At 40.2% G+C, this 16654-nt stretch carries 19 protein-coding genes and 1 pseudogene; 10 read left to right on the plus strand and 10 right to left on the minus strand.

Translation table 11 applies throughout. The features are described 5' to 3' along the window. Positions 1 to 4: 4 nt before the first annotated feature. The 9 genes and pseudogenes from ACM39_RS16550 to ACM39_RS18945 all read right to left on the minus strand — a co-directional run. Positions 5 to 358: a DoxX family protein gene (locus tag ACM39_RS16550; RefSeq protein WP_048512160.1), complete on the minus strand. Its 354-nt coding sequence runs from the start codon at positions 356 to 358 to the stop codon at positions 5 to 7. After that, a complete protein-coding gene (locus tag ACM39_RS16555; RefSeq protein ID WP_048512161.1) occupies positions 355 to 552 on the minus strand; it encodes a hypothetical protein in 198 nt (65 codons plus the stop codon). The genes ACM39_RS16550 and ACM39_RS16555 overlap by 4 nt, the downstream gene beginning before the upstream one ends. Continuing rightward, the gene (locus ACM39_RS16560; protein ID WP_048512162.1) at positions 539 to 1330 is read right to left on the minus strand and encodes an SDR family oxidoreductase; all 792 of its coding nucleotides are present in this window, start codon (positions 1328 to 1330) and stop codon (positions 539 to 541) included. Before ACM39_RS16560 ends, ACM39_RS16555 begins: the two co-directional genes overlap by 14 nt. Positions 1331 to 1756: 426 nt before the next feature. Then, entirely contained in the window at positions 1757 to 2566 is an 810-nt protein-coding gene (locus tag ACM39_RS16565) for a helix-turn-helix domain-containing protein (protein WP_048512163.1), read from the minus strand. Positions 2567 to 2838: 272 nt separating this feature from the next. Continuing rightward, positions 2839 to 3576: an SDR family oxidoreductase gene (locus tag ACM39_RS16570; RefSeq protein ID WP_048512164.1), complete on the minus strand. Its 738-nt coding sequence runs from the start codon at positions 3574 to 3576 to the stop codon at positions 2839 to 2841. Between the two features lie 79 nt (positions 3577 to 3655). After that, complete coding sequence (locus ACM39_RS16575) at positions 3656 to 4222, minus strand: Crp/Fnr family transcriptional regulator (protein ID WP_048512165.1); 567 nt, start codon at positions 4220 to 4222, stop codon at positions 3656 to 3658. 354 nt (positions 4223 to 4576) lie between these two features. Beyond that, entirely contained in the window at positions 4577 to 5803 is a 1227-nt protein-coding gene (locus ACM39_RS16580; protein ID WP_048512166.1) for an MFS transporter, read from the minus strand. A gap of 87 nt (positions 5804 to 5890) precedes the next feature. After that, entirely contained in the window at positions 5891 to 7306 is a 1416-nt protein-coding gene (locus ACM39_RS16585; protein WP_048512167.1) for an aldehyde dehydrogenase family protein, read from the minus strand. A gap of 173 nt (positions 7307 to 7479) precedes the next feature. Next, positions 7480 to 7659 (minus strand): annotated as a pseudogene (locus ACM39_RS18945) (conjugal transfer protein TraG); the annotation flags it as partial. Positions 7660 to 7805: 146 nt separating this feature from the next. On the opposite strand from ACM39_RS18945, the gene ACM39_RS16590 reads away from it, so the two are divergent. Next, entirely contained in the window at positions 7806 to 8117 is a 312-nt protein-coding gene (locus ACM39_RS16590) for a hypothetical protein (protein WP_131701476.1), read from the plus strand. 554 nt (positions 8118 to 8671) lie between these two features. Here the strand turns inward: ACM39_RS16590 and ACM39_RS16595 are convergent. Beyond that, complete coding sequence (locus ACM39_RS16595) at positions 8672 to 9511, minus strand: AraC family transcriptional regulator (RefSeq protein ID WP_048512169.1); 840 nt, start codon at positions 9509 to 9511, stop codon at positions 8672 to 8674. An 83-nt stretch (positions 9512 to 9594) separates the two neighbouring features. Between ACM39_RS16595 and ACM39_RS16600 the strand changes: the two genes are divergently transcribed. From ACM39_RS16600 to ACM39_RS16640, 9 genes are all read left to right on the plus strand, one after another. Next, positions 9595 to 10785 (plus strand): MFS transporter, encoded by a 1191-nt coding sequence (locus tag ACM39_RS16600; protein WP_048512170.1) that lies wholly within the window; start codon positions 9595 to 9597, stop codon positions 10783 to 10785. Positions 10786 to 10811: 26 nt separating this feature from the next. Further along, a complete protein-coding gene (locus tag ACM39_RS16605) occupies positions 10812 to 12179 on the plus strand; it encodes an amidohydrolase family protein (RefSeq protein WP_228377136.1) in 1368 nt (455 codons plus the stop codon). Positions 12180 to 12383: 204 nt separating this feature from the next. Then, on the plus strand, positions 12384 to 12701 hold the full coding sequence (locus ACM39_RS19490) for a hypothetical protein (protein WP_228377137.1): 318 nt from the start codon (positions 12384 to 12386) through the stop codon (positions 12699 to 12701). Next, positions 12674 to 12991: a hypothetical protein gene (locus tag ACM39_RS19495; protein WP_053073342.1), complete on the plus strand. Its 318-nt coding sequence runs from the start codon at positions 12674 to 12676 to the stop codon at positions 12989 to 12991. Before ACM39_RS19490 ends, ACM39_RS19495 begins: the two co-directional genes overlap by 28 nt. Before the next feature lies 1 nt (position 12992). Beyond that, on the plus strand, positions 12993 to 13916 hold the full coding sequence (locus ACM39_RS16615; protein WP_165585129.1) for an L-dopachrome tautomerase-related protein: 924 nt from the start codon (positions 12993 to 12995) through the stop codon (positions 13914 to 13916). A 172-nt stretch (positions 13917 to 14088) separates the two neighbouring features. Further along, positions 14089 to 14445, plus strand: a complete 357-nt coding sequence (locus ACM39_RS16620; protein WP_048512171.1) for a hypothetical protein — start codon at positions 14089 to 14091, stop codon at positions 14443 to 14445. Positions 14446 to 14648: 203 nt separating this feature from the next. Then, a complete protein-coding gene (locus tag ACM39_RS16630; protein ID WP_228377138.1) occupies positions 14649 to 15146 on the plus strand; it encodes a PPC domain-containing DNA-binding protein in 498 nt (165 codons plus the stop codon). 21 nt (positions 15147 to 15167) lie between these two features. Continuing rightward, positions 15168 to 15536 carry a VOC family protein gene (locus ACM39_RS16635; RefSeq protein ID WP_048512174.1) on the plus strand — a complete coding sequence of 123 codons (369 nt, stop codon included), beginning with the start codon at positions 15168 to 15170 and terminating at the stop codon, positions 15534 to 15536. Then, positions 15533 to 16651: a major royal jelly family protein gene (locus ACM39_RS16640; protein ID WP_228377139.1), complete on the plus strand. Its 1119-nt coding sequence runs from the start codon at positions 15533 to 15535 to the stop codon at positions 16649 to 16651. The genes ACM39_RS16635 and ACM39_RS16640 overlap by 4 nt, the downstream gene beginning before the upstream one ends. Positions 16652 to 16654: the final 3 nt, after the last annotated feature.

The following is a 16654-nucleotide window of genomic DNA, read 5'->3' on the forward strand; positions in this document are numbered from 1 at the left end:
TAGTTTAATTTTTAAACGGATATTTGAGCCATATCATAATCAAAGGCAATGCTAAAAACGGAATTTCCATCAAAGTGATTTTGTAATTTCCTGCCCGTAATGCTAACGACATTATCAAAACGATTGATATTGCGTTCAGCAAATTGCCTAAGAAAAATATTTTTGGTATAAATAATAAAATTCCAACCGCAATGGTCAAAATACCAAGAATTGGAATGAATGATTCGCTAATTCCCAATTCATTCATCATTTTTAATGATTCGGGATTTTTCCTGTAGTTAAATGTGTCCCAACCGTGTTTGAAACTTAGCGATACTGACACTATCAGTAGCACTAATGAGATTATATTCTTTGTCATTTTATGATGTAGTTGTTAAAAACGCAACTTAATACCAATGCAATCGGAACACCTATTACAGCACTTGTTAAAGCCTTTTTGGCTTTATTCGGAAATTGGTTTCTGTGTTTGAAATACAAGAAAAATCCGATTGGCGGAATGGCATTGGAAAGTATAAACCAAAACCTTGACAAACTATCATTATCGTTTTTCATTTGTTGTTGTTTGATTTTTAAATTCTTTAAATGTTTTGTGTGCTGAACGTGCAGCAAATTCAGGTGCAATTCTGCTCATTATTTTAGCGACTTTGGCCAATCCTGCCTTGATTTCAAATTGGTCTTTCAAAATTCCTTTAACCGCAACATTTACCAATTTATCCACTTTCATAAACTGATTTTTGTTGTGTCGGTATGTCCAATCTTTTTCAAGCGGTGTATCTACGCCCGGTGGTATCAGTTCAAACACTTTTACATTCGTGTCTTCCAATTGCAAACGCAATGCTTGTGTATAAGCCCGAACTCCTGCTTTTGAAGCACTATAAATGGGGGAAATGGAATAAGGCATAAATGCAATACCCGATGAAACATTAACAATTGCCGATGATTTTTGCTTGAGCAAATGCGGTAAAAACTGATGCACCATTTGGATAGTTCCCGAAAGATTGGTTACAATTTCACGATTGATATTTTCCAAATCCAAAGTTGTGTTTTGCAAATCTATTTCTCTCATAATTCCCGCATTGTTGATGACAATGTTTAGTTGTGGAAACTGTTGCGTAACATCTTTGTAAAGCTGTTCAATGTCTTTCGGTTTGCTCACATCACTTTGAAATGTGTGAACTTTCGGAAACTTCTTTTTCGTTTCGTTCAATGCGTCAAGGTTACGCCCTGTAACAATGATGTTCGCCCCTTGTTCGGTTAGTTGTTTTACAAGCTCTAAACCAATTCCACTTGTCCCGCCTGTGATTAGGATTGTGCTGTTTTTTAATTCCATTTTCTGTCTTTTTTATTGATGCAAAGTTGCAACGATGTCAAAAAACAGATTTAGCCGAAACGACTTTTGTCTTAGTCAAAAGTGATTTGTCACTGAAAACAGTCAAATTGTTTGGGGTGGTGGGTGGGCTTTGGTCTTTTAAATTTTTTCTGTATCGTCTAGTCAGGTGTCTGTTTGTCGTTGTGGTGTCGTCCTTTACACTTGCTGCCAACGGTTCGGGGCTTGGCGAAGTGCTGGACTTTCAGCATAACACTTGATACGAAGCACACAGCTCAAATTTAGCACAAATTTTCATACGAAGAACGTCCGCCCCCATTACGCCAAGCCGATGTTAGCAGCAAGTGGTTTTTATCGCCCGTTCGTTGTCCTGTCTGTCCGGTAGTGTGCTTGCAGAAAAATTAAAAATAGGGGAAAGGAAAAATTTTGCTATCTCGTCTTTGTCAGTTCTGTTGGTGCATAGCCAAACTGCTTTTTGAACGCAAAAGAAAAGTGCGAAAGGTTTTCAAAACCTAAGTCTAAATAGAAATCCGACACGGATTTGCCTTTTTGTGTTATCAGGTAATGGGCTTCCTGTAATCTTCTTTCCTGTAACCACTGCCGTGGTGGCTTACCGAATACTTTTTGAAAATCTCTTTTGAATGCTGCAAGGCTTCTTCCTGTTAGATAAGCGAAGCGTTCTACTTTCACGTTGAAATGAAAGTTTTTGTTCATAAAGGTTTCCAAGTCCATTTTGTACGGTTCGGAAAAATCGAATAAAACATCTTTCAGCGTTGGGTCGTATTTCAGCAACAAAAGCAATGCTTCTTTTTGTTTTAATCTGATAAGTTTCGTGTCGCCTTTGTTGTTCAATATGTCTTCATAGTCCAATAGCGACTGCATAAATGCCCGTAATGTTTTATTCTTCGGTTTGATATACGCTAAAGAAATTTCCCCTTTATCTGCCTTATAGCCATATTCTTTACCGAACTCGTGTAAAATATCATCGTCAAAATAAATAGTAAGGGTTTTTATCTCTCCATTTTTAGGTGGATGTTTCACAAATTTCAGCAAGTGGTTTTTTCTCGAAGAATAGAGTTCTCCTTTTTTGAATACAGTCTTTTTTTGACCATCGTTCAATTCCATTTGCCCCGAAATGACCAATCCTAAACTATGGGTCTGGGCAAACTGCTCTCCGTCCCTGAACTCCGCAAAGTGACAGGAATAGTTGATAGGCAAAAATGGTTTTATTTCACTCATCGCTCTGATATTAATTGTTCAATTTTCATTTCCTGTTTCAAACGTATAACGTCCCACGCATTGGCGAAGTGGCGGAAAATCGAAGACGAAAGTTTCGATTTAGACGACACGTAGCCAATGCTTTTTTGTCAATGCCTAAATTAAGAAAAAAGCCAATGCAAAAAGCATTGGCGGCATACGAAGACGAAACCTCAAACTTAGCCGTAACCCCGCCATTTTGCCAATGCGATGTTACAGGCAGTGTTTTTTGTCAATCTGTTATCAGTCCTTTGTTACCAAGGAATTTCGCCCGTTGTTGGGTTGGTTTCTTCGCTGATAAATTTTCCTGTTACTCCGTCTTTGTCTAACAAGGCATATTTTACAATGCGTTTTCCTGCCTCTTCAACTTCGCCACCGTTGTAACCTGTAAAGTCTGTCTTTGTATAACCCGGACAAACAGCATTTACTTTGAATGGCGTGTCTCGAAGTTCGTAAGCCAAATGAACGGTAAACATATTCAAAGCCGACTTTGATGCACCATAAACTGCGTATTTCGCAAAATTGTAAGCCAACCAATTAGGGTCGCTTTGTAGTGTAAGTGAACCCACACTTGTGCTTACATTCACAATTCTTGGTTCGGGTGCTTTTTTAAGCAAGTCAAAAAACGCTTGTGTAACTCTTGCTACGCCAAATACATTGGTGTTAAACGCTGACAAAAATTGCTTTGAACTTGCTTCCAATGCGGTGTATGGTGCACCGCCATTTATTCCTGCGTTGTTAATCAAAACGTCCAAAACGTCTGTTTTCTTTCCGATTTCAATTCGGGCGTTTTTTACCGAATTATCATCGGTTACGTCAAGCCGAATGGCTTCAACGTTTGTCAAATTTTCTGTTTTCAGTTTTTCAACGGCTTGTAAACCGTTTTCTAAATTTCGGCTGCCTATGTAAACGTAAAACCCTTTCTGTAATAGTTGCTTTGCTGTTTCAAAACCAATGCCTTTGTTTGCCCCTGTGATAAATGCTGATTTCATTTTTTCTTTATTTTAATATTTACGTGCAAAGATTGCCCGATAAAAAATGAAGTCATTTACCATTTGGTAAAAAGTGATTTTAGCGAATGTTTTTTCTAATTCTGCTCAATGATTGTTGCGTGACACCCAGGTAAGAAGCAATATGAGAAAGCGAAACACGATTGGTTAGCGTTGGATAATTTTCAAGCAATTCCAAGTAACGTGTAGTTGCATCTTGTGAAATTACAGGACTTTTTCTGGATTTTTGATAAAGGCACTTTTGCACCATTTTGTTTTTAATGTTGTCCCAACCTACGATTGTATAGGAAAGTTCTTCCCAATCTTGTTTTGAAAACACAATCAGTTTACAATTTGTGCTGGCTTGTAAGTATTCCGCAGAAGCCGCATTTGCTTCAAAATTTATATAATCAACTGCCATATTATTTTCGGGAATAAAGCAACGGGTAATTTCTTCGCCTTTGTTGTTGTAGTAACAACCACGAATAACACCGTCCACAACGAAGCCGACTTGTCGGGGAATTTTCCCTGCTTCTGAAAAATACTCGTCTTTGTGAAGTTCTATTTCGGTGGCTTTGCTTGTGACAAGGTCAAGTTGTTGCTTATTCAAGTTGCCAAACTGTAAAATATATTCTATCAATTCTTTCATTGTCGCAAAATTAGCAAATGGCTTTGGCTATGATTTACCATTTGGTAAAAAGTGTTGGTTTGTCTTACTGATTGTTATTGTTAGGTGATTGTCTGTAGGGATAATTTTTTCTAAAAGTCAGCGTTGGACTGTCCACCGCAAAAGTTGATAGGAGAACTGCCGTTAAAGTTTAGGACAAAGTCCAATGAAAGTTCGTCAAGGACAGTCTTACGATGAGTTTTTCAAGTATCGGGCTGTGTGGTCGTCTAACATTGCCTGTAACTTGTTTATATATCTCGCAAAATTACACAAATATTCTAAAAATGGTCGGCTTGGTGTAGTTTTTTACAGTACCTATTTCAAACGTATAACTTTTTATTTTATGGATTTTATTGGTAAAATCAAAAACAGAGAACCAACGCTTAGAGATGCTGCAATTATAAACAGTGGATTATACCCCATCCCTAATCCTATTGCAAATGCGGAAACCATCGGTGCAAATACACCGCCCAAGCCATTGGCTACGCTTAAAAAGCTCATATCTTTTCCCTGCGAATTATCGTTAGGGATTACTTCAGAAGTTAATGCCGTGTGTACCGACAAATAAATTCCATAGCCTAAACCATTCAGAAATTTATACCAGGTGAACGAAGTAACGGTTGGAAAGAAAGCCATCAGCAAAATAGATGAACCGATTATAAATATCGACAAAACAGTCAATCCCTTACGTTTGCCGAGTTTGTCTGAAAGTGGTCCGCCAAGCAAACCTCCGATTAAAGCTCCCGTAGTGTAGGCAATAGCCGCATAATTCAATGCCTTTGCAGTTCCGCCTGCCTGTTGGTGCAAATGGTCGGTAATGATATAAAGCTGATAAGCCAGTATCATTTGTGTACCGAAAACAAGGAAAAAGCGGGAAACAACAGCCCAATAAAAATCAGGTGCATTTTTGGGCGGCAAAAACGATTTCCATATTGTTTTTGATTTTCCTTGAAATACTTCGCTCCTGTTTGATTTTTCCCTGATAAGGAATACAAAGGAAACGGAGATTAATATTTGACCACCGCCTGTAACCATTAAGCCCGTATTTACATTATCTACAAATAAACCTCCCAATGACAAGCCAATCGCCATACCGATTAATGAGCCGATTGCAATAGATGCGGCTAATGTTCCCCGTCTTGTAATGGGTACACGGTCGGGGATAATAGCTGAGGTTACTACATTACTGATGGTAACGAATACCAGAATTAGTGACGAGCTTAACGCCAGCAAAAAAGTATCGTTAGCCCACATCAGAAAAAGAAAGGACAAAAAAGCACCAATACCAGAACCTGCAATCCACGGATTGCGTTTGCCAATCAGCGAACGGGTACGGTCTGAAAGATGCCCTGCAAATACGGCAATAACAAAACCGCTGATATTGGCTACTGTTGCAACCCACGCTAAGGTAGAAATCTTAGCTGTTTCTCCCACAACAATACCAATTTTTTGCGGAAGTAATACGGCTAACAAGGAAGATAACGCCCAAGAAGAACCAATGGAAAGAAATGCTAAACCTAAGCCTAATCTGAACAACTCTTTATTGTTTTTTAATTCACTCATTATATATAATTATTAAAAAATGCTCACGACCCAAGCTGATTACTGAAAAGGAAATCCGTTTGGATTGAGTGTGAGCAAAGTGATTTATTATTGCAAAATAGCTTTAGGTTCCAAATAAGTTTCCAAGCCAAACACACCGTACTCACGTCCGATACCGCTCTGTTTAAAACCGCCAAAAGGTGCTTGTGGGTCGTGGGGAAAACCATTGATGGAAACCCGACCTGCATCAATCTGTGCAGCTACACGTTCTGCACGTTCTTTATCAGAAGAACTGATGTATGCCGCCAACCCATAAGTGGTATCGTTGGCAATAGTGATGGCATCTGCTTCATTTTTGTAGGGAATAATGACTAAAACGGGCCCAAAAATTTCTTCCTGTGCAATCCTCATATCGTTACGGACATCCGTGAAAATTGTTGGTTTTACAAAATTTCCATCTTCAAGCCCTTGCGGTTTGCCCTCGCCACCAACCAATAATGTTGCTCCCTCTTCCTGTCCAAGTTTAATATAGCTTTGCACACGCTCATATTGTTTTTCACTGACCATTGGTCCTACAATAGTATCTGCTTCATTCGGATTGCCTACTTTCACTTTTTGTGCGGTATGTTTTGCCAATTCGTTTACTTCATCCAATTTAGTTTCAGGAACAAGTAAACGTGTAGGAGCAATACAAGCCTGTCCGTTGTTCATATATGCTCCGAAAACAGCCATAGGAATAGCTTCTGAAAGATTGGCATCGTCTAAAATTATATTGGGTGATTTTCCGCCAAGTTCCAACGTTACCCTTTTCATTGTATCAATAGCACCTTTGGCAATCGTTTTGCCTACAACGGTAGAACCTGTGAAAGAGATTTTTGCAATGTCTGGATTGCGTGTAATTTCTGCACCTACTATATGACCCGAACCGTTTACAATGTTGAATACTCCTTTTGGCAAACCCGCTTCGTGAAAACATTCTGCAATCAATTGGGTTTGCTGTGCACTCATTTCACTTGGTTTAATGACCGTGGTACAACCTGCCGCAATAGCTGTTGCCAGCTTAGTACAAACAAAACCATTGCTTGCGTTCCAGGGTGTAATGATACCTGCAACGCCTAATGGTTCCATACGTACTTTTGAATGACCGACTGTTTTTTCAAAGTCGAAATTTTTCAGTGTTTCAATAGCAGTTGTAAAAGCTGATATAGCGTTTTGTACGCTCATTTTGCAGAATTGCAATGTGCCTCCGTATTCTTCTACCATTACTTCTGCCAACTCTTTTTCACGTTTGCTTACCGCTATGTGTAGCTTTTCAAGATAAGCAATGCGTTCCTGTTTCGTTGTCTTTGAAAAAGTTTTGAAAGCCTCTTTAGCTGACGATATTGCAGCTTTAGTGTCTTCTTCATCGCCTAAAGTAACCTCGCCAATTTTTTGATTGTTCGCTGGATTAATAAGGTTGAATGTTTCTGTTCCGTGGGGCGTTACAAATTCGCCATTGATGTAAATCTGATTAATGCGTACCATTTTTATAAAATTTTGATACTGCAAAGTTCTGATAAAATGAAAGGCTAAGGTTTGCTGTATGGCTCAAAATTAGTTTGTTGTATGGCTCTGTTTTGGGGCTTTTGGTGCATATAGGTTTAGTTAATATATTTATCTACTGCGTTTCCAATTCTTTTCTAAACGTCCATTAGTAATTATTCCTGCTGCACCAAATGCTGTAAGTTCGGGTCATTCTTGATACGCTCTATTTCACTTTCAACAATATGCAGAATGTCCGTTTTTATCTGACGGTAATTATTTTCAATCTGCTCTTTCATTTTATCCTCGCCCTGTTCATCTATAAAAGACAAGATTTGCGGTATCTTCTGTACAGCGCACGTTGAACATATTACGTCCGTGTTTAAGATTGAAAAACTTGATGATAGAACTATAGACTATTTGGCATCTGATCAGTATCTTTTAAATAACCTCAGTGTGGGCAGGTGATTTTTCTCCGGTTGTTCTGCAATATGGAAAGGCCATGGAAAATGAACTAAAGAAATTGTTCAGCTCTGTCAATGCTACGAAAAGCTGGAAAATAGCTGTGATGCAGAGATCGCCTGAAAAATTTAAATTTGGAGCGAACACGATATCTCTTTGTTGTAATACATCTGAATTTAACTTATTGAATACAGCATTACATTCTATGTTTGTCGATCCTTTTTCATTGAAAATAGGCATGTTAAATGAACTAAGAGAAACTCGAAATAATGCTCGTCACCCCGGATTGATAATGGAGAAGACGGATGCTGAGCAATATATAGGATTAATGACCCAGTCTCTTTTAACATGATCAGATAATATTGTGTTATTTTAATAAATAGAACGTAATTTTTGCAAAAGATGGTTAGATTTTTTCGGACGGATAATACAAAACAGAAAGAGCAATGCTGTTAAATGAGGACTGTCCACCAAGTGTATAAATAAAAAATACGGAGTTCAGTTCTGTTCCTTATAACCGGACTTTTTTTTTAAATAAAGTTAAGAACTGATTTAGGATAATACGCCAATTATGAATAGGTATCGTCCACTTTTTAAGATTTCTCTCAAAGCCAAGTAATAGGAATGTAAAGGATATTTGAGGAAAACAGAAGGTAGTGGTGGAATCACTCATATTATTACTGCTATGTTGGGCATACAATTTGATGGGTAGCCCTGCCGATATAAAGGGAGAAATTATGGCAAAATCTGTTTCTTCAAAAAAAATAAGTCGATTAATGCTTAGATGTTAAAGGATTCATGGTTTATAGAATTGGCGGAAATAGCATTTCACTAATTTATGGAGATCGTTAGAATCTTTTTTTGTTCTCTGTTGATAAAGATATCGTTAAGAAATTTCAATTCCGTTTATTTTATCTTTAAGCGGTAGTCTTTGGGGCCAACCCCTTTATGTGTCTTAAAAAATTTATTGAGGTGGCTTTCGTCCGTAAATCCAAATTCATCTGCTATCTGGCGTAAAGTAATTGTAGGTACACAGAGGCGTTTTTCAATGATTTGCAACCTGTAATCGTTGGTGTATTTGCGGTAGCTTATCCCAAATTCTTTCTTGAAATAATCACTGAAATAGGTAGTGGAAATCGCAAAATTAGCAGCAATGTTTTTGATCTGTATCAAAGAAGGTTCATAAATATGCTGATGTATATATGATATCAGCTCCTCCTTCTCGGGCTGACCGTTGTCAATCCTGATGTTGAGTTTGGCCGCTGCTTCTTTGATTAATCCCAAAATAGAAAGTATCTGATAAAACATCAGTGGCGAACGGGCAATTTCCTTTTTACAATTATAAGCTACAATGTTCTCTACAGTATTTTTCAGAATGGAAATACAGGGCTCATCCATTTTCAGCTTTTCCTCTTTCAGCAATTTATTCCGCATAATATTTTCTGGCGTAAATGAAATGAACGCATCAGCCTCATAATACATCTTATATCCCGAGAAATAATCATCCATAAATTTTATAAACGTAAAACGGGTACTTTTGGCTATTTCAAAATAATGCTCATCTGCTGGGCCAATGATGAATAGATCACCGCTTTCATAAGGCAGCCGGCTGTTGTTTAAGAAATGAATGCCGTTACCTTTATGGATATAAACCAATTCATAATAGGTATGACTGTGTACAGGCAAATGGAACGCTTGTTCTTCAAAATCGTGGATGATAAGGGGTTCAAACTGTAATTTTTTCATACACCTTTTATTTAGGATAAAAGTACAAAAATAGCCTTTATATATACCAGTTCCTTAATCTAAACAATAAGGAAATTTGTAGTATGGAAAGAGAAAAAAGCGAAATATCTGCTTGGCAAACTATATTAATGTCTGTTACGGCAGGGGTCTGTGTAGCCAATATTTATTATAACCAGCCTTTGCTAAAAGATATGGCGGACAGTTTCCATACCAACGAGCGGATGATCGGGAATATGGCAGTACTGGCGCAGGCGGGTTATGGTTTAGGGCTGTTTTTCATTACCCCGCTGGGGGATAAGATGAACCGTCGTAAGCTGATATTGCTGTTGCAATGGCTGCTGGTTCTAGCTTTGCTGGGAATGACGTTTTCCGATAGCCTGCACGTAACGATGGCGATGAGCCTACTTGTCGGCATATTTTCAGTAGCTGCACAGGTAATCCTACCCATGGCCGCCGATCTGTCACCACACAATAAAGGGAAAATCGTAGACATTATTTTTATGGGAATCTTGACGGGAATACTTGCCGCGAGGGTCCTCAGCGGATTTATCGCGGAGTGGCTTAGCTGGCGATATGTATACGGCATTGCAGCCCCTATGGTACTGGCTACTTCCATTGTGCTGTATAAGTCTTTGCCGGATATTCCTGCTGTATTCAAAGGAAGCTACCCTGACTTACTTCGCTCCACTCTGCAACAGTTGAAACGTTTTTCTGTACTTCGCAGAACGGCTTTATTGGGAGGTTTGATGTTTGGGGTTTTTTGTTCGTTCTGGACTACTTTAACCTTTTACCTGAGTGGTACACCTTTCCGTTATAGTACCGATCAGATCGGGTTGTTCGGTGTTCTAGCTATTTTTTCGGCTTTACTGGCACCTATGTTTAGACTACTGGCTGATCGGGGAGGAGCCAACCGTTCCCGTCTTTTGGCAGTGATGCTGGTCATATGTGCGATCATTGTTTCGTACGGCTTTCCTGGACTTTTATGGGCAGCCCTGGTAGCAGTGTTGTTGCTCAACCTGGGTGTACAGGCAGTACAGGTAACTAATGTAGCAGTTATTTATACGCTTGATGAAACGGCGTACAGCCGCATCAACACTGTCTATATGACTTCTTATTTTTTGGGTGGTGCTCTGGGTACATACAGTGGTTTGTTCTTTTGGCAATGGGGACAATGGAGCGCTGTTTGTCTGCAGTTATTAATTTTTTCATTGGTGGGTTTTATACAGCTGCTACACAAAGTCCCACTCCCTTTATCGCTGAAAGAAGGAAAATAAATTTTTAACACCAAAAATATCAGATTATGGATTTAAAAAAAATGATACAAATCACATTAGTTACCGGTATTGCACTGGTGGCAATATCGTGTAATAATGGTCAAAAGCAAAAAGCCGCTGATGGTTTATTGCTTCAGGATGTTACTTTGATTGACGGAAACGGGGGTAAACCGCAAATACACACCGATATATTATTGCAGGGCGACAGCATTGCAGTTATAGGGCAAAACCTTGATACCACGAATATGAAAATCCTTGACCTGAACGGTAAAACAATTATGCCGGCATTGATTAGTGATCACGTGCATATTGGCAGCTTAAAGGGGACGGCAAACAAAGCCGAATATTATACCGAAGGAAACATCAGGACGCAACTGAACAAATACCAGGATTACGGAGTGCTGAATATTATGGTAATGGGAAGTGATCGCCCTCTGCTTTTTGAAAAGGGTATCCGTGACCGGTCTGTTGCCGGAAATTATCCGGGAGCAAGGCTACATTCGGCTGCTTACGGCTTTGGTGTTCCCAAGGGTGCCCCTCCGATAGAATTTGCAATGGATTATGTTTATCGTCCCGAAAAACCAGAACAGGTTGCGGCACAAATGGACAGTCTTACAAAGCTTAAACCGGATTTTGTGAAAATCTGGATAGATGATTTTGGTGGAAAATATAAAAAAATGGATCCTGCAATTTACAAGGAAATCATTCTTCAGGCACATCAGCGAAACCTACGTGTAGCGGCACACGCGTATTACCTTTCCGATGCACGACAACTGGTTGTCGATGGGGTAGACGTAATCGGACACAGCATCCGTGACAATGTAATAGACGACGCGTTGGTGCAGCAAATAAAGGCAAAAGGAGTCACTTATATTCCGACCCTTTCTTTAGATGAATTTGCTTATATCTATGCCCGCAAACCGGAATGGATCAACGATCCATTTTTCAAAGCTTCTTTGCAACCGGGCGTATATGAAATGATCACTTCCGAAAAATACCAGAACGACTTAAAAAATGCACCGAACTACGCAACGAACATCAAGGCTTTTGAAACGGCTTTAAAAAATCTCAAGAAACTGTATGATGCCGGTGTCTTAATCGCTATGGGTACAGATAGCGGAGCTATGCCACTTCGTGCACAGGGATTCAGCGAGCACCTGGAACTGGAGCTGATGGTGCAGGCAGGCTTGACCCCTCTGCAGGCGATAACCGTCGCCACAAAGAATGCTGCCCGAGTATTACTGATAGATAAGGAATTCGGCACCATTGAAAAAGGAAAAACGGCCGACCTGCTTATCCTGAATGGCAATCCTGTATCCGATATTAAACAGACCCGATCAATCTATGCGGTATATAAAGCCGGTAAGGAAGTGAGCAGAGGCCCGATTAAATAGATATCCATCAAATAAATATATAAAGTGATGTTGACTGTAATCGCAAAAATGACGCCAAGCAATCAAAGATTGAAGAAACAAAAGCTTTGCTGCAATCGCTGGTAGCTCCTAGATTAAAAGAGGAGGGTTACATCCAGTATGATCTGCAGGAGGGAAAACCAGAAAAGCATGTTTTCTTTTTCTACGAAAATAAAATGTACGGTTATGAAAAGAAGATTATTCATAAAAAAAAACACGTTGGTCGTTGCAGGAATTTTTTTACCCCGACAATTAACCGCTATGACAGCAGCAGAACCTCAAATTTATTATTTTAAGGATGATGGCAATATTCCTAATAGCCAATTCCCGTTGCTTGTCTATAAGAATGTTTTTCCGCAGCGAGGTCAGAAAGGGGGGATTGGCTGGAACAACGTTTTGCTGAAAACGGCTGGACTAATAGCTGGCGGTGCGGTGTTTATCCCTTTCACCATTATCACTGCACCACACACGAGGTCTTGGGCTGTTTCAGTGGCGAGGCATTAGTTCAGCTGGGCGGCGAAAGCGGAAAGAAAATGAAAGCGCAGGCCGGAGATATCATCGTTATTCCTGCCGGTGTCGGACACAAATGTATTACGCATAGCAGTGACTTTACGGTTCTGGGAGCCTATCCGTTTCATTTAAGTCCCGACCTAATGATAGGAGAAAAAAGGGAAAGGCCCGGTGCAGATGAACGTATAGCAAAAATTAGGTTACCCGATACCGATCCTTTGGTGGGTGCGAGGGGCTTACCAAAATCTGGAAAAAATGATAAAATTAACTGTAATATTCATTAGTATGGTAGCAGGAACATTTCATGCTTCGGCACAAATGCCCGAAATATATCCCCAGGGCATCAGCGTTGCAGTGAGTTTAGCATACGTAGAGCCGGCAGGTATTGCCATAAGCGAAACCGGGAGAATGTTCCTTGCGTTTCCGCGTGGAGGAATGAACCATTCTTATCCGTCTGTAGTAGAGGTTGTGGATGGTAATCCAAGGGCATTTCCCGACGAAAAGGTAAATGAAAATGTAAACATAGATTTGCCAGAACATTTGGTTTCCGTTTTAGGCATTACGCTTTATAAAAATACCCTTTGGATATTAGACCAGGGCAAAAGAGCGGGCATTAACGGTATCCCTGATGGTAGCGTTAAAATCGTCGCCGTAGATATCAATACAAAAGAGATCATCAAAAATATTCCTTTTCCCAAACCATTTTTCAGGGAAACTATACAACTCAACGATCTCCGTTTTGATCCGACGCACGGCAAGGAGGGTACGGTGTATATTTCCAACAATGGTTTTGCCAAACCAGACCAGTCTATTATAGTAGCAGACGTTGCTACCGGAAAATTGCGGGAATTGTTCCGGAATGCGCCCGAAGTGTCACCCCAAAAAGGCTTTATGTCTTTTGTGGAAGGGAAACCGCACCTATTGAATTACGAAAAACCTACAATGCCCCAGGGTGGCGTAAATGGCATCGAGCTCAGCCCAGACTTTAAAACCTTGTATTGGACAACACCCACTATCCCAATTATTACAGTATTCCGACTGCTGTGGCCAGCAACTTTGCAATACCGGAAGAAGAAATTAAAAAGGCTGTCCATTGGGAAGGACAAACCGTTTCTAACGGAGGTATTACAGTGGATGCGGACGGTACCTTATATTTCGGCGATGCCTCCCGGTATAGCATCATCCAAAAAGATAAAAGTGGAAATGTAGTTCTTACAGCGTATGATCCCAGATTGATCTGGCCCGATGGAATGGCTTTCCACAATGGATTTATTTATGTAACGATCGGGCAATGGCACAGAGCACCCGGATTAAACGGAGGCAAGGATCTCCGCGACGGTCCTTAACAGGTGCTGAAAATTCCCGTTAACAAAATAAAATAATGATGAATTACCAAAAAACTGAAGTACGTGCCATTGATGATATTGGCATTACTGTTGCGAATATTGAAGCAGCAGCCAAATTTTTGGAAGCAGCTTTAGGTGCAACGGCAATTTATGAAAATATCATACCCCCGGATGCGCCGACAACCGGAGCTCAGGCCGAGGCAAAACTGGGATTTAAAAAAGGTTCTGGCATTATGCATATGCGGATGATGCGGATTGGTGATGGCGCCTGCATCGAGCTGTTTGAGATGAAAGTGCCCGGAGCGCGTAAAAAAGATGTTATCTCTTCCGACATAGGCTTAGCATTTTCCAGTATATACCGAGGATATAGAAACTACCAAAGAAAAGATTAAAAAAGCAGGTGGAAGGTTACTTCAGGTATCGAATGAAATGCTTGGAAGAGAAGGCGGAAAAGGAAATCAGTTTATGTATGCGGTTACTCCCTGTGGTACATTTGTTGGACTGATTACTTATCCGTCAGAGCATGCAAAAAAAAGACGACACAGCTCCGTTGGAAAACGCAGCAGGATAAAGGCCAGAAAAAAAAGTATCTGTTATGAAAAGAATATTAGTATTAATCATCATCATCCTGTTAAAAGCAACGAATATGAACGCACAGAATTTAAAAGGAAATAACTGGTCTGCCCGCAAGGTGGAAAGCACTTATATTGTAAGTGTTACGGATAAAAGCAGTGTTTTGGATGCATTGACTGACTTCGTGATATCGCAAAAAATTCGGGCAGGTCAGATTGCCGGTATCGGCGCCACACTACGAATTTTTGAACCTGTTACCAAAAAATATGTGGATAAGACTTTTAACGAACAGATGAAAATCAGCAATCTTTCCGGGAATATCTCTGAAGTAGAAGGAAAGCCCATGCTGCACCTTCATGTTACTTTGGGCAGAAAGGATTACACTGGATTGGCAGGGCACTTGCTTGATGCAAAAATTCGAGGTGCGGGAGAATTTTTTGTTTATCCTATCAGCAGCAAAGTCATAAAAGTCAAAAATGAAGCGGTAGGATTGAATTTTTATGATTTTGAGAAAGAGTAAAACTGTTTTAAATGAACTGTTATGATTGATTTTAAACACTTAGACCATATTTTGATTACTATTCCTCCGGGAGCGATAGAAGCTGCCCGAATATTTTATGGACAAGTGCTGGTGTTAAAGGAAATACAGGGTAGCCACCCTAAAGGTGCGATTTGGTTTGAAATAGGCAATATACAATTGCACCTTCGGGAAAAAACCGCGCACCAGACAAATTCTGACCGCCATCCTGCTTTTGTGGTGAACGATTTTGCGGCAGCCAAAAAGTTTCTGGAACAACAGCAGATTTCCATTAGCTACTCATCTGAGATTGAAGGAAGGCAAAGGTGTTTTTTCCGTGATCCTTTTGGCAATAGGTTTGAGTTGATTAGTTACAAAAATAAAGCATTATGAAACATTTGATAAAGGCGGTAGGCATCATTATACTGCTCATAAAAGCTACATTAGCAATGGCACAGCAAGATTATACAGTAATAGCGAGGATATCAGCACCAAATCCCGATATGTCGGGTATTGCGGTAAGTTCGGACAACCGGGTATTTCTGGGTTTTCCACGCCACGCAGATGATCACAGCGAATTTGCACTTGCAGAGCTGATAGATGGTAAGCCCATTCCTTTTCCTAACAAGGAATATACTTATCCATCCAGAAAACCTTATTCGGAATGGCTGGTCTCACCGCACGGAATGTATATGGATAAGAACGATGTGCTCTGGGTATTGGACGATGGCAAACGCTCCGGTCAAAAGGAAATCCCAGAAGGAGCCGCCAAAGTGGTCGGCATTGATATTCATTCGCAAAAAATACTGCACACGCTGGTTATTCCAAAACCTATACTATCTGACGATGCGCACTACAATGACCTGCGTGTGGACTTGACACACGGAGAAAAAGGAAGTATTTATATAGCCAATTCAGGTTTTGGAGAGCGTTATTCGCTGGTCGTGATAGATATAGCTTCGGGTAACTGCCGGGAAGTATTGCTCAATCATTATTCAACTTCACCCGAACTTCAATTTATGGGCTTCCTAGAAGGCAAGCCACACGCTTATGACTTCAAAAACCAGACATTTCCCAATGGCGGCGCAGATGGTATTGCATTAAGTCCTGACAGTAAAACATTGTTCTGGACTACCATTACCGGCAGAAATTTGTATAGCATTTCCACGGATTTACTGAGCGACCCAAAGATCTCCAACCAAAAGTTAGCCGAAGCAGTGAAAAATGAAGGTCAGCATCCGGCTTGCGATGGACTGGCCGAAGATGAGAAGGGTAATATCTTTTTTGGTGCGTTTGAGCAACAGTCCATTATCCGGCGTTCAGCCAACGGTTCTTATAATTTGATTGTGTACGATAGAGAAAATTTTGTATGGCCCGACGGATTGGCTTACCGCAACGGTTATATATATGTGACGTTGGGGCAATGGAACCGTTTGCCGGGATTTAACAACGGAAAAGATTTAAGGAAGCCGCCTTATCTGGTGGTACGGATAAAAGTAAGTAATTAATAG

Origin of the sequence: Chryseobacterium sp. FH2 (assembly GCF_001045455.1) — a bacterium.
In the GTDB taxonomy this organism is placed as follows: Bacteria; Bacteroidota; Bacteroidia; order Flavobacteriales; family Weeksellaceae; genus Chryseobacterium.